Source organism: Allostigmatella hybrida (genome assembly GCF_020103775.1).
In the GTDB taxonomy this organism is placed as follows: domain Bacteria; phylum Myxococcota; class Myxococcia; order Myxococcales; family Myxococcaceae; genus Hyalangium; species Hyalangium aurantiaca.
The window spans coordinates 56,835-81,470 of record NZ_JAHXBH010000011.1; the positions used below are offsets into that span (position 1 = coordinate 56,835).

The window sequence follows — 24,636 nt, forward strand, 5'->3', positions numbered from 1 at the left end:
GCTCCAGGGCTCAGGGCAGCCCCGGCAGCCGTTGCTTCAGCGAGGCAACGGCCACCCGGTCATCCCTCATGCGCTGATCCAACACGGGGTGCTCCGTGGCCACCACGTGCCACCGCCCTCCGTGCCGGGCATTCAGCGCGAGGGCGATGTCATGGAAGGACCACCGCTCGTTCGCATCGAGCATGAAGACTCCCGGCTCCGCCCAGGCGAGCGCCGGGAGCAACCGCGCCGTGTCCTCCAGCATGACGCAGGCGGGGTACCAGCGCGTGCTGGCCTCGATGCGGCCCTCCTCGCGCATCCGCGCCTCCAGGAAGGCCACCATGTTGTTGCCGGTGGGCTGCTCGCCAATCTGCCACCCCAACCGCACCACCCGCGCCTCGGGGTTCTGGTGGAGGACGCGCTCCTCGGCCTGCCGCTTCGCGCCCCCGTAGCCCTCCGAGGCATCCGGCCGTGAGTCCCGCGTGAAGGGCCCTGGGGCCTCCCCCGAGAACACCATGGACGTGCTGGCGAACAGGAAGCGCACGCCCAGCGTCCGGGTGAGCCACGCCAGCTCGCTGGCCCACTCGTAGTTGCTCCCCCAGGCCGCGGGGGACCAGTCCGAGGGCTGGGAGACCGCGCCCAGGTGGAACAGCACGTCCGGCGCCACCTCGCGCACGAACCGCTCCATGGCCCCGTAGTCGTCGATGGGGACCCTGCGCCGGTCCCAGGGCACCACCGTGGCGCCCTGGCTCCGCAACTGCTCGCACAGCCTGGCGCCGATCGTTCCGGTGGCTCCTGTGACGATGGCCTTCATCTGAGCCTACGGCGCCACGGGCGCGCCGATGCCGCGCAGCTCCCGGTTGAGGTAGACCAGCATCAACGCGGCCCGGTAGGCCTCCTCGTTGTGATTGGCCGAGCCGGCGTGCCCTCCGTCGATGTTCTCGTAATAGTAGAAGGGGTAGCCGAACTCGGCCATGCGCGCGGCCATCTTCCGGGCATGCGCCGGGTGGACGCGGTCATCCTTCGTCGAGGTGTAGAACATCACCTTGGGGTACGGCGCGCCCTTCTTCAGGTTCTGGTAGGGCGAGTACTTCGAGAGGAACGCCCACTCCTCGGGCTTGTCCGGGTCGCCGTACTCGCCCATCCACGAGGCCCCGGCGAGCAGGTGGCTGTAGCGCTTCATGTCCGCCAGGGGCACCCCCATCAGCACCGCCGAGTAGAGCTCGGGCCGCTGCGTGTAGGCGGCCCCCACGAGCAGGCCTCCGTTCGAGCGGCCCGAGATGCCGAGCCCCCCCTTCTTCGTGATGCCCGCGCGGAGCAGGTCCTCGGCGATGGCGTGGAAGTCGTCAAAGGCGCGCTGGCGGTGGGCCTTGAGCGCGCTCTCATGCCACTTCGGGCCGAACTCCCCGCCCCCGCGGATGTTGGCAAGCACGAAGGCATTGCCCTCCTCGACCCAGAACTGCGCCAGGGGCCCCAGGCGCAGCGGGTTCTTCGACAGGTAGGTGGGGTGGGTCGCCACGCGGAAGCCGCCATAGGCATGCATCAGCGTGGGCACGGGGCCCTTCACGCCCTTGGGCCGGACGAGGAAGTACGGCACGCGCGTGCCATCCTTGGACTTCGCGAAGCGCTGGCTGACCTCCATCTTGGAGGCATCGAAGCGGGCCGGGAGCGCCGCCACCTGCACCGGCTGGGCCCCCGGGGTGATGGCGAACAGGGACTCGGGCGCCGTCAGCCCCTCGACCGAGACGAAGGCCGTGTCGGAAGGGCCTCCCACGGAGATCAACTGGATGACGCTGCGGGGCGCAAGTGGCACCGGCTTCGGCGTCCAGCGCCCCTGGGCACTCCGGGTCACCGTCACGAGCTTGCCCGCGACATTGTCGAGCAGCTTCACATAGAGCACCTGCTTGCCCAGCCCCACCTCTTCGACCGCCTCCCGGGCGGAGGGCTGGTAGACGGTCTCGATGCCAGGCGTCTTGCCCTCCAGCAGCGGCGCGATGGCGTACGCCACCAGCGAGCCCTCCTTGTAGGTCTTCCCACCCTGCTTCCAGGGGCCGAAGAGGCGCGCGATCACCCGGCCGTCGAGCACGCCCTCCACCTCGGCATGGTCGGGCAACGGCGAGCGCACCCGCTTTCCATCGGGCGCCAGGTGGTAGACCTGTGACTTCCAGGAGGAGAGGTCGCGCTGGATCAGCGGATAGGTGTTTCCCTCCTCGATGTCCGTCATGGACCAGACCGACACGTCGGTGGGCTCCACCTCGAAAACGGCCGGGGCCTCGGCCAGCGGCGTGCCCCGCTTCCACCGCCGCACCTGCCGTCCGTAGCCGGCCTGGGTGAGCGTGCCCGGGCCGTAGTCGGAGCGGATGAGCAGCGTGTCCCGGTCGAGCCAGCTCACGTTGTTCTTGGCCACCGGCGTCTCGAACCCCTGCGGGACGAACTGGCCGGACACCGTGTCGAACTCGCGCCAGAGGTGCGCGTCCTTGCCCCCTTCCGACAGGGCGATGAGGCAGCGCTCATAGGCGGGCCGCAGGCAGAGGGCGCCCTTCCACACCCAGTTCTTGCCCTCGCGCTTCGCCAGCGCGTCGAGATCGATCAGCGTGCGCCACTCGGGCTTGCCCGCGATGAAGCCGTCGAGGCCCGCCACGCGCCACAGGCCGCGCACGTGGTCCGCGTCCTGCCAGAAGTTGGCGACGCGGTCATTCTGGACGGCGTCCGGAGAGGCGATCCGCGCCTGGTCGTTGAGCAGGGCCGCGCCGCGCGTCCGGTACGTCTCGAAATCCGGTGCCTTCTCGAGAATCGCGGCGGTGGCGGCGTTCCACTGGCGCACCTGGTCCAGGGCGCGCGCCCCCTCGACGTCCTCGAGCCAGAGATACGGGTCTTCGTCCGCGGCCACGGCCACCGGGCCAGCACCGAGCCATGCCGCGAGCGCGGCGGAGAGGATGGAATGACGCAAGAGAACTCCCAAGGTGGAGCGGCGAACTTATGCCGAAACCCCGTGCTTGCGGAATGCAGGCCGGCCTGGCCATTCTTCGCGCCACACCCCTCCACCCCAGCACTGGTCATGGGACGAATCTTCGAAACACGCAAGACGACGATGTTCGCCCGCTGGAACAAGATGGCGAAGCTGTTCACGCGGATCAGCAAGGACATCGCCATCGCCGTCAAGTCGGGAGGCACCAGCCCGGACCACAACCCGGCCCTCCGCCGCGCCCTGCAGAACGCCCGCGTCGGCAACATGCCGAAGGACAAGATCGAAGCGGCCATCAAGCGCGCCAGCGGCGAGGACACGAAGGACTACGAGGTCGTCCTCTACGAAGGCTACGGGCCCCACGGCATCGCGGTGCTCGTGGAGACCGCCACCGACAACGTCGTGCGCACCGTGGCCAACGTCCGCATGCACCTCAAGGACGGGGGCGGCAACCTGGGCACCACCGGCAGCGTGGGCTACCTCTTCCAGCGCATGGGCGTCTTCCGGCTGGCCCCCGAGGGGTTGGATCTCGACGCGCTGGAGCTGGATCTCATCGACCACGGGCTCCAGGAGATGGGCGAGGGCACCGGCGAGAAGGGCGAGAAGCAGATCATCATCCGCTGCGCCTTCAATGACTTCGGCCAGCTCCAGACGGCCATCGAGGAGCGCGGCCTCAAGGTCATCTCCGCCGAGTCCGAGTACATCGCCCTGAACCCCGTGGAGCTGCCCGAGGACAAGGCCAACGACGTCCTCAAGGTGGTGGACGCGCTCGAGCAGGACGAGGACGTGCAGAAGGTGTTCCACAACCTCGCGTGAGGTTTGGAAGACTCCGGGAGGCAGGCCAAGCGGGCCAGGATGTGGCATGACAGGCCCGCCTTGACGCTTCCCGGAGGACTTTCGTGAGACTCTCCCGTTTCGCCCTGTCGGCCACGCTGGCCGTGATGGGCTGCTCCACTGCCCGTGCCCCCGCCGCTCCCGCCTCGCAGGCGGCCTCCCAGGCCCCCCAGGCGCCCGAGGCGGCGAAGCAGCCCCTGCCTCCCCCGAATGGCTCGGAGCTGCTCACGGGCACCCCCGCCGCCTTCACCGCCGCCTGCACCGCGGACATCGAGCGGGCGCACGGCCAGGTGGCCTCGCTCAAGAAGCTCGACGTGAAGGCCCAGGGCGCCGCCGTGCTCGCCGCGTATGACGAGGCCACGGCCTCGCTCATCAACGCCGCCAGCCGCTCCAGCCTCGCCCGCGAGGTGCACCCGGACGCGGCCATGCGGGACGCGGCGCGCGCGTGCGAGCAGCAGGTGGACGCCGCCAACGTGGAGATTTCCCAGGATCGCGGCGTCTATGACGCCCTGGCCGCGGTGGACCTGGCGCGCGAGGATGACGCCACGCGCTACTGGATGCAGCGCACGCTGCTCGACTTCCGCCGCGCGGGCGTGGACCGGGACGAGGCCACCCGGTCGAAGGTGAAGGCGCTCAACGAGGAGATCCTCAAGCTCGGCCAGGAGTTCGGAAGGAACATCTCCGAGGACGTGCGCACCGTCGCGTTCACGCCCAAGGAGCTGGAGGGCATGCCGGCCGACTACCTGCAGGCGCACGCGCCGGGCAAGGACGGCAAGGTGGTCATCACCACCAACTACCCGGACTACTTCCCGCTCATGACGTACGCCAAGAACGCCAAGACGCGCGAGAAGCTGTGGCGCACGTACCGGCAGCGGGCCTACCCCAAGAACCAGGCGGTGCTCGCGCAGCTCATCGCCAAGCGGCACGAGCTGGCGACGCTCCTGGGGTACGCGAGCTGGGCGGCCTACAACACCGAGACGCGGATGACGCGCACGCCACAGGTGGCCTCCGGCTTCATCGAGGAGCTCTCGGGCGTCACCGCGGCCCGCGCCCAGCGTGAGATGGCGGACCTGGTGGAGCGCAAGAAGAAGGACGTGAAGGGCGCCACCACCGTGGAGCCGTGGGAACAGGACCACTACGAGGACCGGCTGCGCGCGGAGCGCTTCGGCTTCGACTCCCAGGCCGTGCGCCCCTACCTCGAGTACGCGCGCATGAAGGACGGGGTGATGGGCATCACCTCGCGGCTGTGGGGCGTCACCTTCCAGCCCGTGAAGGATGCGCGGCTGTGGCACCCCGAGGTGGAGGCGTATGACGTGGTGGAGGGCAGCACGCCCCTGGGCCGCATCTACCTGGACATGCACCCGCGGGATGACAAGTACAAGCACGCGGCGCAGTTCGATCTCATGGCGGGCCAGGCCGGCAAGCGGCTGCCGGAGGGCGTGCTGGTGTGCAACTTCGCGCGCCCCGGCGAGCTGATGACGCACGACGAGGTGGAGACGTTCTTCCACGAGTTCGGGCACCTGATGCACGCCATCTTCTCGGGCCACCAGCGCTGGAGCGGCATCAGCGGCATCCGGACGGAGTGGGACTTCGTGGAGACGCCCTCCATGCTGCTCCAGCAGTGGGCCAAGCAGCCCGAGGTGATGAAGGAGTTCGCCCGCCACTTCCAGACGAACGAGCCCATTCCCGCGGAGCTGGTGGAGAAGCTCCGGGCCTCGAAGGAGTTCGGCCAGGGGCTGTGGGCCCGGCGCCAGCTGTTCCTGTCCGCCGTGAGCCTCCAGTACTACTCGCGCGCGCCGGGCTTCGACACCACGGCGGTGATGGCGGAGCTCCAGAAGCAGCTCAGCCCCTTCCGGCATGAGTACCGCGAGGGCACCCACTTCGAGCTCGCCTTCGGCCACCTGGATGGCTACTCGGCCGCCTACTACACCTACCTCTGGTCCTCGGTCATCGCGAAGGACCTGGAGACGGAGTTCCAGAAGAAGGGCTACCTCCACACGGACACGGCGATGAAGTACCGCCGCGCGGTGCTGGAGCCCGGTGGCGCCAAGCCCGCCGCCGAGCTGGTGAAGGACTTCCTCGGCCGGCCCTACAGCTTCGAGGCCTACCGCGCCTTCCTGGACGGTGGCCCCTCGAAGTAAGAACCCTGTTGCCGCCCCCGGCCCTCGGGGGCGGCGGACAGCCTCGAAGGGCCCGAGGCGCGGGAGCGCACATGACGGACACGTCCGGACAGCACGCGAAGCTTTGGCAGTCTCTCCAGGCGCTCGCCGAGGGGCAGACGGCGGCACGGGACGCGCTGCTGGAGGCCCTGCTCGACGCGCCCAACCCGGCCAGCGCGCTGACGGAGCTGGCGGTCCACGCGGCGGGCAGCCCCGCGGCCCGCGCCGCGCTCACCGCGCACCACGAAGACCCCAAGTGGTCGAAGTGGCTCCCGCTCCACCTTCAGGAGTTCACGGCCGTCTTCCCGGACGATGCCCGCTTTCACCAGCCGCTCGCGCAGGCCCTGCTCGACAGCGGCTGGGCAGGCACCCACCTCCAGGCCCTTCAGGCCTCCCCGGAGGGCAGCATCCCGGCGGCCCGCGCGCTGGTGGCCGAGCTGAACGCCATCGCCGAGGAGGCGGCCGTGTGGCTCGCGCGGCTGCCTGCCCTGAAGGCCCGGCTCGGCGGCTCCCTGCATGTTCTGCAGGTCCAGGCGCTCAACCGTGTGGAGGCCCTGCTGGGCTCCCTTCAAGGCCGCAAGGTGCTCGAAGTCGGACCTCAGGAGGGAGGCCTGCTCCTGGAGCTGCTCCGGCTGGGGGCGGATGCCTTCGGGATTGATCTCGGGCCCCAAATCGAACACCCCCGCATCATCACCGGCGACTTCCTGCTCACGGCGCTGCCGGGGCCCTTCGAGCTCATCGTGGCCACCGCGGTGTTCGAGTCGAGCTCGTGCGCCCGGGGAGAGCCGGACTCGGATGCGCGGAACAACTCGCCTGCTGTCCTGCGGCGCTTCCACGAGCTGACGGCCCCGGGGGGCCTCGTGGTGCTGGAGAACGTCATGTTCCCCATTCCGTTCTCGCGCGCGGAGGCCGAGGCCGCGGGCTTCGAGGTGGCCCTGTCGCGCCTGCCGGCGATCAACCTGCGCACCGGGGGAAGAAGCTGTGTCTTGAAACGCAGTTGATCTGCCCTTCCTGCCCACCGGTCCGCGTTAACTGTTCATTCCCCCCGTCACGTCTCCGCTCAGGTTTGTCTTTGATTGAGACGATGAAAATAAAGACCCTCCAAACAGGGGGAGACGGGATGAAAAAGACACACGGTTTCGTGGCGTATCGTCTGCTGGGCATGGTGGCGGTGCTGTCGGGGTCCACCAGCGCCCTGGTCCCTGGACAGGGGCCCCGCACGGAGGAGTCCCCTCCCAGCAGCCTGTATGCCAATGCCTCACCGCCGGAGCAGAACGCCCAGGTGCTCAATGCCGAGAATGCCCTGGGGCCTCCGGATGAGACGCCGGCCACCGTCCTGGGGTTGATTCATGCCTCGCTGGTCCTCGACATGGGCGAGGGCGAAGAGGGCACGGGCGACCTGAGGGTCTATTACAGCGGTGTCTCCATCGGCCTGGTGACCCAGGTGGAGTTCTTGAGAGCGGACGGCAGCGTCATCAGCCGGAGCCTGTTGCAGCTGGCGAAGATCCGGGGAGGCAATGAAGTCGCGGCGGTGAAATACAAAAACGCCGGGATTCCCTACCGGTACGTGCGGCTGAACGGCGGGCTGATATCGGCCTACCAGGTGGATGCGGTCATGGCGGTCAGCATCGTCGCGCCCGCCCCCCCGCCTGCGCCCCTCCCCGAACCGCTTCCGGAGACGCACTAATCCAGGGGCACCCGCCGCACGGTGCCTCGGGCCAGGTCCACCCGGAGCAGCCGCCCCAGCCGGTCGAAGAGCAGCAGCTCGCCGCCCGAGAAGCGCGCCCCCACGGGCTCCTCGCCCTCGAAGGCGAGGCGGGCCCGGAGGTCCTTTTCCCGGACGTAGAGAAACGCCTCCTGCTGGGTGCCCGTCTGGGCGGTGCACAGCGTCCAGGGGGCGGAGAAGACGCAGTTCTTCACCGGCTCCACCCTCCCCGTCCCGGTGTTCAGGGCCAGGGGGGGCAGGTCCGTTCCACCGCGCTGCGCCTTGCGGGAGCGCAGCGTGGGGCCGTTTTCCAACGCGTAGCTCCAGTACTGCCCCGAGGGGGCCGCCGCGGTGGCGAACCGCAACCACTCGCTGTCCACGGTCAGTGCCACCACGGGGCCGTCGAGCTCGGAGACACGCCAGAGGGCCTGCAAGGCGCCTGCCTCCAGGACGTCCACCGCGAGGACGGTGTCCCCCTGGGCGATGAACCACCGGCTGCCATCATGGCTCGGCGCGAAGGCGTCCACCCGCGCATCGCACCAGTGCGTCGCGCGGCGGGAGCCCAGCTCGATACGGGAGAGCCGCTGGAACTCTCCCCGGGGCGCGAGCGCCACCAGCCGGTCCTCGTGCACCGAGGGCACCAGCGCGAAGGCCGGCACATCGAAGTGCGCCACACAGGTGCCGTCGGCGCGGATGAGCCGCACGCCCCCCTCTCCCAGCGCCAGCAGCGTGCGCTGGCCCGACAGCGCCACCGCGTCGTGGATGGGATAGGGGCCCGCCTCGGCCACCGGCAGGAACTCCGAGAGCACGCCCGCGCCGGCCTCCTCTTCCCAGGGGGGACGGTACACTGTGGGCACCTTGGGCATGTCGGTGCGCAGCGCGGCACAGGACGGCTTCTTCAGCAGGGGCGAGAGGAGCTCCGCCTCCAGCCACGTGTGGCCCGCGGCCCTGTCCCGCAACAGCGCGCGCACCACGGCCCCCTCGAAGCCCGTGGCCACATCCACCGGAATCTCCCGGATCAGCCCCGTGGCGAAGGCGGTCCGCTCGGCCGCCCGCTCCCGGCTGCCGTCCTCCAGCAGCGCCATCACCGGCCCCTGGGCCGCCTCGAAGGTGTCCGGGAAGAACGCCACCCACCGCGCCAGCGCCCGGGCGCCGCCCACGCCCCCCAACGCAATGCCCTGCTCCAGCCACGCGCGGGCCCGGGGGTGCTCTTCCTCCAGGGGCCAGATCACCGTCACCGCGCGCAGGACATCGCCCGTCTCCGCGAGCATCTCCGCCCAGAGCCGACGCAGCGTGCGCGCCTCGGGATGGTGGGTGGCCTCCAGCCGCAGCACCGCGTCCGCGAAGGCCCCGCTGCGCCGGGCGAAGGCCACCGCGCGGTGCGGCTCCTGGGCCAGGAGCCACTGGCGCACCACCAACCCGGGCGGCAGGCCCCGCCCCTCGGCGAGCTCCGCCGCCAGCCGCAGCCGGCCATGTATCTCCAGGAAGGACACCGCCTCCTCGTGCGCCCCCAGCAGCTCCGTGAGCACGAAGGCCGCCTCGTCGATCCGGCCCTCTCGCACCAGGCGCAGGAAGGCCGCCCGGTAGCGCGCCTTGAGGGCGTTGTAGACCTGGGCGCCTCCGCCCATGACGCTGGCCGCTCCCGCCGCGCGCGGCCGGATGGTGAGGCTCTCCCGGGGCCCGGGCAGTCCCAGCGCCACGCGCTCCGTCTCCGTCATGTGCGCGCCCAGGGGAATGGCGTAGCGCAGCGCCTCCTGCAGGTCTCCCTGTTCGAACAGGTCGAAGAGCTTGCGCACGTACTCCGCCTGGCGCTGGCCCAGCAGCGTCCCCAGGGGCGTGTTGCGCAGGACCCACGTGGAGAGCCGCGCGAAGAGCTTCTGGGCCTGGGAGGGAGGAGCGGGCCCCGTGGGGCCTCCCCCCGGCGAGGGAGCGGGCGGGCGCCGTCGGCGCTGGAGCCAGGCACGCCACCGCTGCCTCCAAGAGAGGGGCACCTCGGTCCTCCTGGCGAGCGGAGCGGGCCCGGTGCCCAGGCCCTTCTGCATCCGTGCCCGCATGCGCTCCGCCTCGGGCGCGGGCTCGGGAAGGCGCGGCCCGAAGGCGCCGCGCGGGGGGACGGCGGCGGGTTCGAGCACCGGGACCGGAGGCGGCGCGGCGCCCAGCCCCTTCACGGGCAGAAGGCTCCAGTCCGACACCTCCAGCCACGCCGCCACGTCCACCTTGCGAGCACCCTCCAGCCGGAAGACCTCCGCGCTGCCCGCCCGGATCAACACGGCGGAGCCCGCGGGGGGCGCGAGCCGCTTCCGCTCCGGGCCCGAGAGCGGCGCGGACAGGAGGACGTCCGCCTCCAACGTGAGGGGCAACCCGGGCGCAGTGGCACAGTCCTGAGGCCGGGGATGCGCCAGCCGCACCAGCCAGCCTCCCGCCACCTCGAAGACCCCCACCCCCGGCGTCCAGCCGGCCAGCACGCGCGCGCGCGCCTCCCGCTCGCCGAGCAACCCCGGGTCGAACCAGAAGGCCGCCACCACGAGGGTCCCCCGGTGCACGTGTTGCCGGGGTGTCACGGGCGCTGGGTGGCTCATGGCCCCGCCTCCGGCACGGAGCGGAAGATGATGGCCTCCTCGTGCAGGTTCCACACGGCCAGCTCGTCCTTCACCGTCAGCCACGCGAACAGGCTCATGCCATGGCTGGAGGCGGCCTGCACCACGTCCTCCGTGGACTGGGTCACCTCCTGCGCGCCCTCGGGGCTCACGAGCCGGAAGGTGCGCTTGTCGGCCTCGAGCACCAGGAGCCCCGGCCGCCCCCGCGTTCCCCGGGTGATGGCCACCCCCAGCACCTGCGCGCCGGCGGGGACGGAGATCGCCACACGCTCCTGGGCCAGCAGCACCTCCCATTGAAAGGGGCCCTGCCGCAGGGCGAGGAGCCCCGCCTCCGGGTGGCCCAGCACATCCGAGCAGCCGAAGTACGCCTCGCCGGTTCCGGGCCCGAGGGGCACGTTGCGCTGCTGGTGCTCCTCCATCACGCCCAGCCAGAGCCCTTCGCGGAAGTGTGCGGTTCCCGGGCACATCACGAAGGTGGGCCTGCGCCGGACCTCGGCCAGGGCCGTCACCCGGCGGGCCAGCACCACCGGCCCCTGGGCATTCACCAGGAACAGGCGCCCTTCCCCATCCCGCGCCAGCACCCGCTCCCGGTCCTCCTCGCTGTGGACCAGGACGGACCCGGGCGGCTGGTTCTCGGTGGGCGCGTCCGGAAGCAGCCCCTCGTGGCCTTCATAGGCAATGGCCTGCGGCTTCCGGACCGAGCCTCCCTGGAGGGCCCCATGAATCCAGAGCATCGCCTCATCCCGGGACAGCACGAGCATGCCGCCGTTGCGGCGCCACCCCGCCGCCACCAGCCGGTGCCCCACCGGGAGCGCGAAGCGCCGCACCCGGGGAACGGTCGCCCGGGCCGAGTGGGGCATGGGCTGCGCCGCCACGCTCCCATCTTCCCGGAAGAACAGCAGGCGCGTGCCATCCGCGGAGAAGTGGAAGGAGCGGATGCGGCCGCCTCCTCCCGCCAGGCGCACCGGCGCGGCGGTGTGCGTGGCGAAGGGGTTTCGCAGCAGGCGGACGCACGTCTCCGGCGCGGGCAGCTCGAACTCCACCGTGGCGGGAGGGCGGGCCGCCCGGGCCACCGTCACCTTGAGCCGCGCCTGGGGCTCCCGGGACAGCCGCTCGGAGACTTCCACCCGGGACAGGCCCGAGGCCTCCGGGAGCCGGGCGAGCCGGGCACTGCCCACGAGCCACCCATCGTCCGGCGCCGGACCGGGCGCCAGGGCCTCGCGCCACCGGGCCACATGCGCGGCCTGGACGGGATGCGCGCTCCGGGCCTCCAGCCAGGACTGGACGGTGGCGGGCGTCACCTCGGAGAAGGCCCCCCGCTCGGGCGCCATCTGGAGCACGCCCCAGGCAAACCCGGCCCCCGCCGCCGCGGCGCGCCGGGCCAGGACGATCAGCAGCGCGAGGTGGGCGATGCGGGGCGTCCCCAGTTGCTCCGGCCCCGCGTCCAGCAGCACCAGCGTGCGGCGCGCCCCTTGCGGCTGCTGAAAGGCGCGCTGGAGAAAGGCCTGCTCGCCAAAGGCGGCGCGGCGGACGAACTCGTCGGGGGCCTCCAGGGCGAAGAGCCACTCGGTGAGCAGCAGCCGCTCGTAGGGCCCCCGGCGCGTCAAGCCCTCGTAGCCCTGGGGCTCACCGCCCCGGCTCTCTCCCCGGGGCCGCAAGGCGCCAATGGCCGCCGAGAGCCGGGCCACGTGAGGGCCCAGGCTCAGCGCCAGGTCCTCGGGGAAGATCGCCAATTGGGGGGCCCAGGGGCGCAGGGCGGGCGGCAGGCGGCTCATGGGAGCCCCTCCGCCGCGCGCACCCATTCACGGAGCACTTCCCGCGCCACGGGCCGCGCGCTGCCCACCGGCACCAGGTGTCCGGAACGGGGCAGCACCGCCAGCGGCCCCCCCGCGGCGGCATGCCGGGCCAACGCCCGCTCGAGCAGCGCGGGGGCCACGTCCGGCGCGAGCGCGCACGGCAGCAGCAACGAGGGCGCGGCCGGCTCCCGGCCGAGGTACACGGCCCCATCCACCCAGGGCAGCCCGGAGGCCTCTCCGAGCAGCACGAGCACGCCCGGGCCCGCCACCCCGCTCCACGCGGCGAGCGGTCCGTCGTCCGAAGCCAGCGCCCGGCGCGCGAGCGCGAGCGCCACCGGGCCCACCCCCACGACGGCGAGCGCGGCCAGCGGCTCCGGCCTTGGGCGCCACGTCACCGGAAGCCGCGGCGGGGCGCTGGCAGGGACAGGGGAATTCACAGGGCCTCCAGTCTAGAACGGGTGCCAGGGACCGCCAGCAGCCTCGGGGGGCGCACCGCGCCTTCAGGCCCGCGCCGGGGCCTCGCGCTCCAACACCGCGCGCAGCTCGTCCCGCAGCGCCCGCAGCTCCGGGGGCAGGGCCTCGGGGGCAAAGCCCGCATCCACCTCGCGGGCGATTCCCTCCAGCTTGAGCCGCCACGCGGGCCGCCCGCCCTCGGTGCCCTCCGCCGGAGGGGCCGACAGCAGCAGGCGCCCCTCCCGGGCGATGCGCTGTGCCCGGGCCAGCGGTCCCGCGCTCGCCTCCAGCGCCGCCGCGGCGAGCGCCGGGTTCTCCGTCGAGGCGAGCAGCTCGCGCAGCACCTCGCGCGCCAGCTCCTGGCCCTCCTTCGTGGGCACCACGTAGAAGAGCGGCCAGAGGTCCGCCGGGCCCGGGGTGCGCCGGCCCGCCAGCGCCGCCGCCGCCGCGATGAGCCGCTGCGCCTTTACGGCCCGCCGGTCCGACAAGCCAATGCCCGCGCTCCGCAGCGTGCGCAGCGCCTGCGCCAGGCGGGGGCGCACCGGCGCGAGATCCGCCTCCTGGGCCACCCGCGCCAGCACATCCAGCGCCTCCAGCGAGGCGACGCGCGCCTCCGTCTCCCGCCACAGCGAGGCCCCCCCGGCCAGCAGCTCCTCCAGCCGGGGATCGGGCACCGGCTCCACGAAGATGCGCGCCAGGAAGCGGTCCGAGAAGGCCGCCAGCGACTCCTCCTCGGGCAGCGCGTTGGAGGCGCCCACGCACACCCGCAGGGGGCAGGGCTTGCGCGTGTGGCCCCGCCGGAACACCCGCTCGTTGAGCACCCCCAGCAGCGTGTTGAGGATGGCGGTGGAGCCGAGGAACACCTCGTCCAGGAACGCCACCTCCGCCTCCGGCAGCATGCCGGCCGTCTCCGTCTCCACCTGCCCGTCGCGCAGCTTGCGCAGGTCCACCGGCCCGAAGATTTCCGAGGGCTCGGTGAAGCGGCCGAGCAGGTACTCGAAGTAGCTGCCGCCCAGGGCGCGCGCGGTGCGGCGCACCGCCTCGCTCTTGGCGGTGCCCGGGGGGCCGATGACGAGCAGGTGCTCGCCGGCCACGGCCGACAGGGCCACCAGCTCCACCATGGCCTCGCGCTCCACCAGGCCCTGCCCCGCGCCGGCGAGGGCCTCACGAAGGGAAGCAGCGGCCAACTCGAAGGGGGGAGGCGAAGGGGACATGGGGCCGCAGTGTATGGGGATGGAGGCGTGGATCCGAGTAGGTTAGGCTTCAGGGGTGATGCGACGGGTATCGAGGATCGGGGCGCTGGCGGGGGTATTGCTCTTCACGGGAAGCGCCCAGGCAGCAGGCTGGCGAGGCTACCTCTCCCTGGGAGCGGGGGTGTCGCTGGACCACCTGAGCGACTGGAACGCGAAGGGCGCCGCGGTCAACGCCTACTTCGGCGTGGAGGCCCCCCTGGGGCTGTCCCTGGGCGTCTATGTCGAGGGGGCGGAGACGTGGGGCGCGGCGGTGGAGAACCTCCGGGAGGACTCCGCGCACCACGTGCAGCTCGACTACAAGCAGATCGGCCTGGAGGTGCGCTTCCGCGTCCTGAGGGACCGGATGATCTCCCCCTGGCTGGGCCTGCGGCTGGCCCGCAGCGACTCCCGGCCCCTGACGCCGGACGAGTTCGGCCAGCTCATCCGGCAGGAGTTCGCCAACATGAGCGCCGCGGTGCGCTTCGGCCTCGACTGGTGGCTGGGCGACCACCTGGGCATCACCGCGGCCACCTCCTGGCAGTGGTGTGACGTGCGCTACGAGCAGGCCGCGGACAAGCGCTGCGCCAAGCCCATCAACAACATCCTCCTGGGCCCCACCCTGCGCTTCTGAGCGGAGCCCCCGGCCCGGCGGTTGTCCAGTGCCGGACGTTCGCCTGCCCGGGCCCGCGCCGCGCCGCGCGTTCCGGCCCGTGGCCCCTCGCCCGGGCATTTAAGGTTCCGCTCCTATGAATCGCGAATACCACCGCTGGTACAGCGAGCGTCTGGGCCGGGACATGGAGCTGCTGCTCTACGGGCACTCGGGAGAGCCCGTGCTGCTGCTGCCCACCAGCAAGGGCCGCTTCTACCAGGCCGAGGACTTCGGGTTGATTGGCGCCATCGCGGACCGCATCCAGTCGGGCCGCTACCTCGTGGTGTGCGCGGACTCGGTGGACGAGGAGAGCTGGTTCAACACCGGCATCCACCCGCATGACCGCGTGGCCCGCCACGCCGCGTGGGAGTCCTACCTGCTCAACGAGGTAGTGCCCCTGGTGCGCAGCCGCAGCACGGGCGGGCGGCTGACGCTGGCCGGGTGCAGCTTCGGCGGCTTCCACACCTATAATGTGGGGCTGCGCTACCCGAACGTGTTCCGGCGGCTGCTCTCCATGGGCGGCAAGTTCGAGACGGAGGACTTCCTCGACGGCTACCAGGACGAGAGCGTGTACTTCCATTCGAGCATGCAGTGGCTCAACGGGCTCTCGGATGGCGCCCAGCGCGCCGCGCTCCAGAAGGTGGAGATGATCCTCGCGGTGGGCGAGCACGACTTCTGCCGCCCCTCCAACGAGAACCTCTCCACCCTCCTGTGGCGCCAGGACATCGGCAACCACCTGGCCGTCTGGGGCGGCGGCACCCATGACTGGCCCGTCTGGCGCCAGATGATCCACCAGTACCTGCCCGGGTAGCCCCCTCCGGGGGCTTATGCCTCCAGGGGGCGCAGCACGCCCGCGCTGAGCCGGTGGAAGCGCCACACCAGCGAGAACGCCACGCAGATGAGCCCCGCGCACAGCCCCCACCAGATGCCCAGCACGCCCAGCCCCAGCCCGAAGCCCAGCCACAGGGAGAGCGGCAGCCCCACCCCATAGTGCGCCACCATGTTGGCCACGAAGGTGAAGCGCGTGGCGCCCGTGCCCCGGAGCACGCCGGCGCCCACGCCCTGCACCCCGTCGAACACCTGGAAGACGGCGCTCACCATGAGCAGCGGCACCACGAGCGGAATCACCTCCGCGGGCGCCCCGGCGAGCTGCGCCATCTGCCGGGGGAACACGGCGAACACCAGCCCGGACAGCAGCATGAAGCACGCGCCGCCCACGAAGGCGGTGAAGCCGCTGCGCCGCGCCTGGGGCGTGTTGCGCGCCCCCACCGCCCAGCCCACGCGCACGCTGCCCGCGTTGCCAATGCCCATGGCGATGGTGAAGGAGACGCTCGCGTAGGAGATGGCGATCTGGTGCGCGCCCATGCTCTCCGGGCTGATCCGGAAGGCCATGGCGCCCGCCAGCGAGAAGATGCCCACCTCCGCCGCCAGGTGCAGCCCGATGGGCAACCCCACCCGCGCGGCCTGCGAGAGGTCCGCCCACCTCGGCCGCCAGTTGTGCGAGACGCCCGGCCGGCCCAGCGCGCGCACCGCGCCCAAGAGGATGCCCATCTCCAGCACGGTGCTCAGCAGCGTGGCCAGCGCCGAGCCATTGGCCCCCATGGATGGGATTCGCCGCAGGGGTCCGAACGCCTCGGGCAACACGCCGCCCCCGAAGACGAGCACGATGCCCAGCCCCAGGTTGAAGACGTTCGCCACCACCGTGGCGAAAATCAGGGGCCGCACGCTCGCCGCGGACTGCAGGTACGAGCGGAACATGAGGAAGAAGAGCAGCGGGATGAGCGCCGGCGCGCGCCAGCGCAGGTAGGAGCGCGTCCCCTCCAGCGCCTCCTCCTGGTACCCCACCAGGGGGAGCAGGGAGGGCAGGGTCAGCAGGAGGCCCCACAGCACGAGCCCCACGGCGAGCACTGCCCAGGCGCCCTGCCACAGCAGGGCCCGGGCCCGGTCCGGGTTCTTCGCCCCGAAGGCCTGGGCCATCAACGGATCAAACCCCATCATCAGCCCGATGCCCACGCTGCTGATGGCGAAGAAGAGGTTGTGCGCCAGCCCCACGGCGGCCAGGGCCGAGGTGCCCGCGCGCGCCACCACCAGTGTGTCCACCAGGCCCATGAGCGCCTGGCCGCCCTGGGCGATGGCGATGGGCACGGCGAGCCGCATCAGCTCGCGGAGTTCTTCACGGCGGGACTTCACGGACGGGTTCATGGGAGGGCCGGCCTATAGCGTCTTCCCACGCGAAATGCGCGAGCCGCGAGAGGGACGCGCGCCCCGGGCCTGGGCTGACCCCAGAAATGCCACGGCCGGCCTGCATCCCCCGAGCAGGCCGGCCGCCGTTCCCCTGACCGCGGGGAAAAATACCGCGATAAAACCTACGGAGAGGGCGTTCCCCTCTCATGCAGAACGGTGGCCAGTGGCACCTGAAGGGTATCCACGTGGGCCACACGCACACCCGCATCGCCAATGGCGTAGACATAGTCATCCGCCATCACGCTGCGACGCACGGCCGGACTCCAGTACCACGTCCAGCCGTTATATGGGTTCACGTTATACAAATCTGACATGGGCAATGTCCCCACCGGAGTGAAGCCCGTGGCGGCATTCACCCGGAACACCCTCAGCTCGCTGCGGAACCCAGACCAATAATCAGACGGAGCGTACGAGTATTCCACGATGGGAATGGCCAGCAGTCCCTTCTCCGCGAAGAAGTTGAATGCTTTGTGGTCGTATGACGCGTCGCTCCATGCCGAGGGCGAGGCCACGCGCAGGGTGAAGGCTTCCGTGGGCGCGCTCATGTCCGACACGTCGAACAGGGAGAGCTTCAGCCCCGGGACGCTCGTATCGTTGGGCCCCTCCGGCACGTGCTGTCCAATGGTGAGCAGGTGGGTGTCTCCCATCGGGTGGATATACGTGGAGAAGCCCGGCACCTTCAGCTCCCCCACCTTGTGCGGGTGGAGGGGATCCGACAAATCAAAGGTGAAGAGCGGATCGGTTTGCCGGAATGTCACAACGTAGCCCTTGGGGCCCACGAACCGGGCGCTGTAGATCCGCTCGTCCTCGGCCAGATCCACGCTGCGGCCCACTTCCTTGAGCAGCCCCGCCTCCTCGCGGAAGGTGGTGATGCGGCTGGAGAGCTTCTCGCGGCCCCAGGGCGTGCTGTCATTGATCTCCAGCGTGGACAGGGTGGTGGCCACCCGGAGCACGCCCTCGTGCTCATCCATGCTGAACTGGTTGAGCAGCGAGCCCTCCACCACGCCGCTGCCCACATAGCGGGCTTCGCCCGGCTGGCGAAGGTCGAACTTGTGCAGGTATGAGTAGCGCTTCTGGCCTTGCTCAGGCCACATCCACCAGTGGGGGTTGGCCAGGTAGAGCGAGTCCTCGGAGGCGTAGAGCTCTCCCGGCGGGGCCAGCAGGTGGGTGTTGCTCAGCGCGAGCGTGCCGGCGCCCTCCAGGTTCAGCGTGGCCACGGTGACGAAGCCCAGCTGGGCGGGCGCGTTGCTGCGGTAGAAGCGCTGGCAGTCATACGCCAGCTCGGTCTTCGCGCCATCCGGGGCCTTGTGCGAGGCACGCGGCAGCCAATGCTCCAGCGAGCGCGCCCGGATGATGCGCTCGTTCTTCTTCATCAGCGCTTGGAGCGCCTTCTTGTACTGCGCCTCGGAGGAGATGTTCCCGTCCGGGTACCACTGCACGCCCTCGGGCCACCGGAAGTTGTCGCTGAGCAGCACCCGCACCGTGCCGTTCGAGCGGCGCGCGTTCGTGTAGGTGCCCGGCAGGTACAGCTCATCCGCGACGTGGGGGGCGGTGGGGTCCGACACGTCCACCACCGTCACCTTCGTCGCCCCCACGCCGAACCAGGGCACCCCGATGCTCACATCGCCCGGCGCCGGCTCCCTGCCTCCCGGCATCGGGGCGCCCGCGCCCGAGCCCGGCTTGGCGTCCGAGTCCTGGCCCTCCGTGGGCAGCGCGATGCCCGAGAAGACGATGACCTGGTTCTGATCCGTGAGGAACATCTCCCGCGGGTAGCCCTCCAGCGTGAGGTTGCTCAGCGCTTGCAGGGACGCGGCGGGCCAGGACTTGTGCACGTACAGCTTCTGGCCGGAGATGACGAAGATGCGCGTCCCGTCGTTCTTCACGAAGTCCGCTTCGTCCACCCCCGCCACCTGGTTGTTGGTGCCGGTGTGGTTCCCCGGGCCCCCCGCCGAGTCCTCGCCCCCCTCAGGCGCGCCCGTACCGGGGCTCGGCTCCGCCATGGGAGGAGGGGTGCCGTTGCCCATGTCCGGGCCGCGGCCCCCGCCCACGCCACCGCCAAACCAATAGCCCTGCCAGCTCAGCTGGGTGCGCATGTCGAGCACGGCGGTGTCCTCGATGTAGGACTCCAGCTCCTCGCACCCGGCGAAGCTCTCCAGCCGCGCCTCGCTGCGCACCGGCTGATTGGGCGGCCGCTCCCAGTCCCCCTCGCCACCACACCCCACGGCCACCAGGGCCAATCCCACGCTTCCCCATCTCCACGTCATACGTCCCTCCAAGCGCTCCGGCCCAACCGAGCCCGTCCCACGGTGGGAAGGCGCTCGCAGCGCTGGCATTCCCTGCCACGGGCATGCCAGGGGGGAGCACTTGGAATTCCGGGGAGTTAAGCCCCCTCGGGGCTCTCAGAAAGTTGAGGGCCGCCGGGGAGCCGCGAGTGAAAAACCGTGAGCGCGGGGCACGAAGCGCTGCAGCTGCATCGCCATGTGCGTGTCCACGCGCTCCAGGCGCAGCCCCATGCCCGCGGGGGACTGGAACGCCGAGCCGCGCCGCAGGGGGTTGGACCAGACGACGAGGGCCTCCACCTGGGAGGGGGCGCGCTGGCCCGCGAGCATCACCCGCAGGGACAGCCGCGTGCCGGCCCTGGCCGGGGTGAGGGTGCGCACGAAGAGCCCCTCGGGGCTCGCGTCCGAGCTGAAGCCCGTCAGCGTGGAGCCGCTGCGCGCGGAGAACTCCACCACGGAGAACAGGGGCACACGCTCCGCGGCGCGCACCGAGGCGAGCCCCGGGCAGATGCGCTCCAGCACGCGGGACACCAGCACCCCGGGCGTCAGGTGCCGCCGCTCCAGCAGCGGCCCGCCCGACAGCTCCTGGGCGCGGGCATGCACCTCCGCGGGCTCCTCCACGCTGGAGACCAGCACCAGGGGCTTGCGCGGGCAGATGTCCCGGAGCCGCGCCGCCAGCGCCAGCCCATCGTCGGAGGTGAAGCTGCGCGACACGTCGACGACGAGGCTGTCCACCCGGGCCTCGTGCGCCGCGGCCTGCGCGAGCGCCTCCTTCGGGTGGCTCGTGCACAGCAGGTGGAAGCCCTCGTGCTGCAGCGCCCCGCCCAGGAACGCGCCCAGCGAGCGGCTGCCCTCGGCCAGCAGCACGCCGAAGCCCGCGGGGGGCCCCTGCCGGGCGTGCTCGCGCGCCGCGCGCACCGCCAGCACCTTGGCCGTCAGCGCCTCGATGTCCACGGGCTTGGGCAGAAAGTCATCCGCGCCCGCACGAGAGCAGAGCATCACCTCGTGCGGCGCGCTGGCCCCCGTGAGCATGACGACGGGCACGCCGCGGGCCACCGGGTGCGCCTTCACCTGGCGGCACGCCTCGTCCCCCTGCATTCCCTCCATCCGCAGGTCCATCAGCACCAGCGCGGGCACCCGCTTCTCCAGCGCCTCCATGCAGGCCGCCCCACTCTCCAGCGGCACCGGCTCGCAGCCCAGACGGGACAGGTGGTCGCACACCATCGCACGTGTCACCCGGCAGTCATCGACAACGAAAACCTCGTCCCGTGAGAAGAGCAAGCCCATGGCCCTTCTCGGTAGGACAGGCCCGGCCGAACCGCCATGCACCCCCCAGGGCCCTGCGCAGGTGAGAGGCTCGCCGCAGTGCGCGGCAGGACAGCCCGCGGCGGGAACTGCTGAATGGTGAACAGTCCTGGAGGGGGCTCAGGCCGGACGGCCCGTGAGCACCGTGGTGAGCTGACGTGCGATACGGGCACACTGCTCGATGTTGCCGGCCTGGAGCGCGGCGCGGCCGTTGTCCAGCAGGCTGCGCATGGTGCCCACGGCGAAGCGGGCCTCGGCGCCTGGGCTCTCCTGGGCGGTGCGCTGGAGGATGCGCGCGAGCTTCTCGCCCCGCTCCATCAGCCGCCGCAGCAGCTCCTCCGCCCGGCGCCCCTCCTGCTGGGCCTGGACGCTGGCGTACCGCGCCTGCTCGCGCGAGAGCGACTGCGCCTCCGCCACCGGCAGGCTGTTGCGCGCCTCCAGCCGCACCTGCTCCACCCGGCCGCTCGACAGGTCCACCGCGCGCACCGAGAGCAGGCCTTCGCTGGAGAGCGTGAAGGTGACTTCCAGCTGAATGTCCGAGCGGTAGCCCACCTGGAGGTTGCGCAACACCACCTCGCCCAGCTTGTGGTTCTCGTCCTGGAACTCGCTCTCGCCCTGGTAGATGGGGATGCGCGCCTCGGCCTGGCCCGAGCGCCCGGGCAGGAAGATTTCGCGCGTCACCACCGGCACGTTCGTGTTCTTGGCGATGAGGCGTTTGACGCGCCCGCCCAGCACGCCGACGCCCAGCGACTGCCCCGCCACGTCCAGGAGCAGCGCCGCGCCGGACTGGGTGGCCAGCTCGTGCGCCTGCACCGCGGCCCCCAGCGCCACGGCCTCGTCCGGGTTCAGCTCCGTGGTGGGCACCCGGCCGAAGAAGTCCTGCACCAGCCGCCGCACCAGCGGCACCCGCGTCATGCCTCCCACCAGCAGCACCGCGTCCACCGAGCGGGGGCTCATCTTCGCCTCGCGCATCACCGACTCGCACACCGTCAGGCAGCGGCGCGACAGCGGCTCGGACAGCGTCTCGAAGAAGCCGCGGGTGAGCACCGTCTCCACCCGGGTCCACCGCGGCGTGCCCGGCGCGGTGGAGTCCCCCAGCTCGCCCACGGAGATGAGCGCCTCCTCGTACTCGCTCAGCTCGCGCTTGGCCGCCTCCGCCGCCACCTTCAGCTTGCGCATCGAGGCCGCGTCCTGGCTCACCGTCTCCCGGAAGGAGCCCTCCACCTGCGCGAGCAGCCACTGGACGATGCGCTGATCGAAGTCCTCGCCCCCCAGCGCCGGGTCCCCTCCGGTCGCCTTCACCTCGAAGACGCCGTCCTTCACCTCCAGGATGGACACGTCGAAGGTGCCGCCGCCCAGGTCGAACACCAGCGCGTTGCCCTCGAAGCCGCTCGCCAACCCGTAGGCGAGCGCCGCCGCCGTGGGCTCGTTGACCAGCCGCATGACGTCCAGCCCCGCGATGGCGGCCGCCTCGCGCGTGGCCGAGCGCTGGTTGTCGTCATAGTGGGCCGGCACGGTGATGACGCAGCGGCGCACCGGCCTGCCCAGGTCCGCCTCCGCGTCCAGCTTCAGCTCGCCCAGCACCATGGCGGCCACCTGGGTGACAGGCAGCGCCCGGCCCGCCAGGCGCACCCGCACATCCCCCGTGGGCCCGGGCAGCAGCGGGAAGGGCACCAGCAGCCGCGAGCGCTGCACCAGCTCCGGCGTGCAGCGCCGCCCCAGGAAGCGCTTGGTGGCCCACACCACCGCGTCCGGCTGGACTTCCGCCAGCCGCTGCGCGGCGAGCCCCACCGCGCGCGCCCCCTCCCGCGTCAGCCCTACGATGGAGGGCGTCAGCCGCCCCCCCGCCCGGGAAGGAATGAGGCGCGCCCGGCCTCTCTCCACCGTGGCCACGGCACTGTTGGTGGTCCCCAGGTCAATCCCGATGACAGGCTCTTGCATGACAGCGTCCCCCCCGGGAGCCCTAGCTAAGGGCTCCCCCTTTGAACGCCAAGTCGTGCCTGTCCTGAATTACCTGGAACCGGACCCTCCCCCCTCCCCAGAGGCGGAGCCCGCGTTCCCCAGTGGAAAACGGGGGGCCGGGGGCCTCGGTCCGCCCCAGGCGTTGCCCCGCCGGGGAGGCCATGCTAAGGCCGCCGCCGCCATGGTGAACGTGTCCATTGCCCGCCGTTACGCCCGCGCGCTTCTCGACGTCACCGCCGAGTCGCAGCGCACCGATGCCGTTGCCACGCAGTTGGATTCCCTCGTGAAGGCCTTCGAGAAGAGCCCCGAGTTGTCGGACGTGCTCCTCAACCCCGCCTACAGCCGCGCCCAGCGCGCCCAGGTGGTGGAGTCGTTGATCCAACTGGCCGGCAACCTGGACCCGATCCTGGCCAACACCCTGCGGCTCCTGGTGGAGCGCAACCGGCTCATCTACCTGCCGGACGTCGCGCGGGTGTTCCGCGAGATGGCCGACGCGCGCGCCGGCCGGGTGCGGGGCCAGGTCACCAGCGCCGCCCCCCTGGCGCCGGACACCCTGGAGCAGCTGCGCAAGAACCTCCAGCAGCTCACCCAGCGCGACGTCATCCTCGAGCAGAAGGTGGACCCGTCCCTGCTGGGCGGCGCGGCCGCGCAGGTGGGCAGCGTCCTCTATGACGGCAGCCTGCGCACCCAGCTGGAGCAGATGCGCCGCCAGCTCAAGCAGCAGTAGCCACCGGCCTACCAAGGGGAGTACCCGCTGGCGGGCCGCTCCCCTACGTGCCAGGTCTGGCTTTACTCCCGTGCATCCGGGAAGCCCGGTATTTCCAGCGGGGTTCGAAGGCGCTATAGTGGGTCCGTCCCCCTCGGACCAAGCCCTCGAATCCAGGCCAATCTGCACATGGAGCAGCCCGTTTTTCCCCGCCCCCTTGATGGGACACTGCTGCCCGCGGTGCCTGAAGACGGCCGGCCTTTCATTCAAGCCCTGCTGAACGCGCCAGGTTGGGCGCTCGGCTTCCTGGACCGGGAGCTGCGCCTGCGGTGGGCGAATGACACCTTCGCGGCCCTGGTGGGACGGCCGCTGGCGGCCCAGTTGGGACGCGCGGTGGGCGAGCTGTGGCCGGCGCTGTCCACGCCCCTGATGGCGCTGTGCGCCCGGGCGCTCAAGGGGGAAGTCATCTCCGGCACGGCGCTGACGTGCACGACGCCCGAGGGCGCGGCGCTGCACCTCCGGGTGAGCCTCCTGCCCGCGGTGGCCGGCGGGCTGCAATCCGGCCTGACGCTGCTGGCGCAGGACGAAACGCAGCAGGTGCGCGAGCAGAACTTCCTGCAGCAGAGCGCCGAGTGCATGAAGTCGCTCGTGGACATCTCCTGCGATGGGTACATCATCCACCAGGGGGGCACGCTGCTGGATGTGAGCCGGGGCTGCGCCTCGCTCTTCGACTGCTCGCCCGAGGAGCTGATCGGCGACCAGCTGATGAACTGGACCGCGCCGGAGTCCCGCCCTGTGTTTACCGAGGCGGTGCGCAAGGGCACCGACACGCCCTATGAAGTCTTCGGCCTGCGCCGGGACGGCCGGCGCATCCCGCTCCAGGTGGTGGCCCGGGAGGTGGACTACCGCGGCCAGCGGGCCCGGCTGGTGGCCCTGTGGAACATCAGCGGCCACAAGGCGGCGCAGGAGGCCGCGGCGCGCGACGAGTCCTTCCGCGAGCAGCTCCTGGGCGTGGTGGGCCATGAGCTGAGCGCGCCCCTGAAGTCGCTTCACCTGGGGCTGAACCACCTCCAGCAGGAGGGCAAGCTGGAGGATGGCCCGGCGGCGCGCCAGCTCACCCACGCCGCGCGGCGCATGGACCGGATGCTCCGGGAGCTGCTGGACTTCATCCGTGCCCGGATGACGGGCAGCCTGCCGCTCAACCCCGCCCCCATGTCCCTGGAGACGGCCATGGCGCGCGCCATGGAGGAGCAGCAGAAGGCCCACCCGGAGCGCCCGCTCATCCGCGCCGTCGAGGGGGACCTCCGAGGCCAGTGGGACGAGACGCGGCTGACCCAGCTGCTGGAAATCCTGCTCTCCAATGCGCTCCAGCACAGCCCGTCGGGCAACCCGGTGGAGCTGAGCGCGAAGGGTCGGCAGGACGGCGTCACCCTGGCGGTGCTCGACAAGGGCCCCCCCCTGCTGCCCGAGGAGCACGAGGCGCTCTTCGAGCCGTTCCGCAAGGGCCGCAAGCAGGGCCGGGAGGGCATGGGCCTGGGGCTCTACCTCTCGCGGCGGATCGCCGAGGCGCACGGGGGGCGCATCACCGTGGAGTCCTCGCTCGAGCGGGGCACGTGCTTCAAGGTCTGGCTGCCCCGCCAGGCCCCCGTGTACTGAGGGCCTTTCCGGGCGCGCGCCTCCTTATATAGGGCTTACCGGGCCAATAAGCGGCGGGGGCGCCTCCAACGGATCGCTTTGCGGTCCCCGGGGACGCATGTTAAGGGGCCCCCAT

General features: G+C 71.4%; 18 protein-coding genes and 1 pseudogene. 8 read left to right on the forward strand and 11 right to left on the reverse strand.

The window, feature by feature from the left end:
- Window positions 1-10 precede the first annotated feature (10 nt).
- Window positions 11-793, reverse strand: coding sequence for a sugar nucleotide-binding protein (locus KY661_RS19005; RefSeq protein WP_225411542.1), 783 nt, complete (start codon window positions 791-793; stop codon window positions 11-13).
- Between the two features lie 6 nt (window positions 794-799).
- On the reverse strand, window positions 800-2,929 hold the full coding sequence (locus KY661_RS19010; RefSeq protein ID WP_225411543.1) for a prolyl oligopeptidase family serine peptidase: 2,130 nt from the start codon (window positions 2,927-2,929) through the stop codon (window positions 800-802).
- A 108-nt stretch (window positions 2,930-3,037) separates the two neighbouring features.
- Here KY661_RS19010 and KY661_RS19015 point away from each other — a divergent pair, with 108 nt between their 5' ends.
- The gene (locus tag KY661_RS19015) at window positions 3,038-3,760 is read left to right on the forward strand and encodes a YebC/PmpR family DNA-binding transcriptional regulator (protein WP_225411544.1); all 723 of its coding nucleotides are present in this window, start codon (window positions 3,038-3,040) and stop codon (window positions 3,758-3,760) included.
- On the opposite strand, the pseudogene KY661_RS37735 reads toward KY661_RS19015, so the two are convergent.
- A pseudogene (locus KY661_RS37735) lies at window positions 3,696-4,004 on the reverse strand (hypothetical protein); the annotation flags it as partial. The gene KY661_RS19015 and the pseudogene KY661_RS37735 sit on opposite strands and share 65 nt — an antisense overlap.
- Here KY661_RS37735 and KY661_RS19020 point away from each other — a divergent pair.
- From KY661_RS19020 to KY661_RS19030, 3 genes are all read left to right on the forward strand, one after another.
- Window positions 3,886-5,919, forward strand: a complete 2,034-nt coding sequence (locus KY661_RS19020) for a M3 family metallopeptidase (protein ID WP_263437179.1) — start codon at window positions 3,886-3,888, stop codon at window positions 5,917-5,919. The pseudogene KY661_RS37735 and the gene KY661_RS19020 overlap by 119 nt on opposite strands.
- Before the next feature lie 71 nt (window positions 5,920-5,990).
- Entirely contained in the window at window positions 5,991-6,938 is a 948-nt protein-coding gene (locus tag KY661_RS19025; protein ID WP_225411546.1) for a methyltransferase domain-containing protein, read from the forward strand.
- Window positions 6,939-7,057: 119 nt separating this feature from the next.
- Window positions 7,058-7,624: a hypothetical protein gene (locus KY661_RS19030; RefSeq protein WP_225411547.1), complete on the forward strand. Its 567-nt coding sequence runs from the start codon at window positions 7,058-7,060 to the stop codon at window positions 7,622-7,624.
- Here the strand turns inward: KY661_RS19030 and KY661_RS19035 are convergent.
- From KY661_RS19035 to KY661_RS19050, 4 genes are all read right to left on the reverse strand, one after another.
- Complete coding sequence (locus KY661_RS19035; protein ID WP_225411548.1) at window positions 7,621-10,221, reverse strand: bpX6 domain-containing protein; 2,601 nt, start codon at window positions 10,219-10,221, stop codon at window positions 7,621-7,623. The genes KY661_RS19030 and KY661_RS19035 overlap by 4 nt on opposite strands.
- Complete coding sequence (locus KY661_RS19040) at window positions 10,218-12,014, reverse strand: hypothetical protein (RefSeq protein WP_225411549.1); 1,797 nt, start codon at window positions 12,012-12,014, stop codon at window positions 10,218-10,220. The genes KY661_RS19035 and KY661_RS19040 overlap by 4 nt, the downstream gene beginning before the upstream one ends.
- Window positions 12,011-12,472 carry a bpX5 domain-containing protein gene (locus tag KY661_RS19045; RefSeq protein WP_225411550.1) on the reverse strand — a complete coding sequence of 154 codons (462 nt, stop codon included), beginning with the start codon at window positions 12,470-12,472 and terminating at the stop codon, window positions 12,011-12,013. Before KY661_RS19045 ends, KY661_RS19040 begins: the two co-directional genes overlap by 4 nt.
- A 63-nt stretch (window positions 12,473-12,535) precedes the next feature.
- The gene (locus KY661_RS19050; protein WP_225411551.1) at window positions 12,536-13,702 is read right to left on the reverse strand and encodes an AAA family ATPase; all 1,167 of its coding nucleotides are present in this window, start codon (window positions 13,700-13,702) and stop codon (window positions 12,536-12,538) included.
- A 58-nt stretch (window positions 13,703-13,760) separates the two neighbouring features.
- Here KY661_RS19050 and KY661_RS19055 point away from each other — a divergent pair, with 58 nt between their 5' ends.
- Window positions 13,761-14,351, forward strand: a complete 591-nt coding sequence (locus KY661_RS19055) for a hypothetical protein (RefSeq protein ID WP_225411552.1) — start codon at window positions 13,761-13,763, stop codon at window positions 14,349-14,351.
- Window positions 14,352-14,466: 115 nt separating this feature from the next.
- Window positions 14,467-15,180: an esterase family protein gene (locus KY661_RS19060; RefSeq protein WP_225411553.1), complete on the forward strand. Its 714-nt coding sequence runs from the start codon at window positions 14,467-14,469 to the stop codon at window positions 15,178-15,180.
- 14 nt (window positions 15,181-15,194) lie between these two features.
- On the opposite strand, the gene KY661_RS19065 is transcribed toward KY661_RS19060, so the two are convergent.
- The 4 genes from KY661_RS19065 to KY661_RS19080 form a co-directional block, all read right to left on the reverse strand.
- Window positions 15,195-16,571, reverse strand: a complete 1,377-nt coding sequence (locus tag KY661_RS19065; RefSeq protein WP_225411554.1) for an MATE family efflux transporter — start codon at window positions 16,569-16,571, stop codon at window positions 15,195-15,197.
- Window positions 16,572-16,735: 164 nt separating this feature from the next.
- Window positions 16,736-18,877: a beta-propeller domain-containing protein gene (locus KY661_RS19070; RefSeq protein WP_225411555.1), complete on the reverse strand. Its 2,142-nt coding sequence runs from the start codon at window positions 18,875-18,877 to the stop codon at window positions 16,736-16,738.
- Between the two features lie 135 nt (window positions 18,878-19,012).
- The gene (locus KY661_RS19075; RefSeq protein ID WP_225411556.1) at window positions 19,013-20,179 is read right to left on the reverse strand and encodes a TIGR02266 family protein; all 1,167 of its coding nucleotides are present in this window, start codon (window positions 20,177-20,179) and stop codon (window positions 19,013-19,015) included.
- Between the two features lie 138 nt (window positions 20,180-20,317).
- Window positions 20,318-22,138: an Hsp70 family protein gene (locus KY661_RS19080; protein ID WP_225411557.1), complete on the reverse strand. Its 1,821-nt coding sequence runs from the start codon at window positions 22,136-22,138 to the stop codon at window positions 20,318-20,320.
- Window positions 22,139-22,340: 202 nt separating this feature from the next.
- On the opposite strand from KY661_RS19080, the gene atpH reads away from it, so the two are divergent.
- On the forward strand, window positions 22,341-22,886 hold the full coding sequence (gene atpH, locus KY661_RS19085; RefSeq protein WP_225411558.1) for an ATP synthase F1 subunit delta: 546 nt from the start codon (window positions 22,341-22,343) through the stop codon (window positions 22,884-22,886).
- 168 nt (window positions 22,887-23,054) lie between these two features.
- A complete protein-coding gene (locus KY661_RS19090; protein ID WP_225411559.1) occupies window positions 23,055-24,521 on the forward strand; it encodes a sensor histidine kinase in 1,467 nt (488 codons plus the stop codon).
- The last annotated feature ends 115 nt before the right edge of the window (window positions 24,522-24,636 follow it).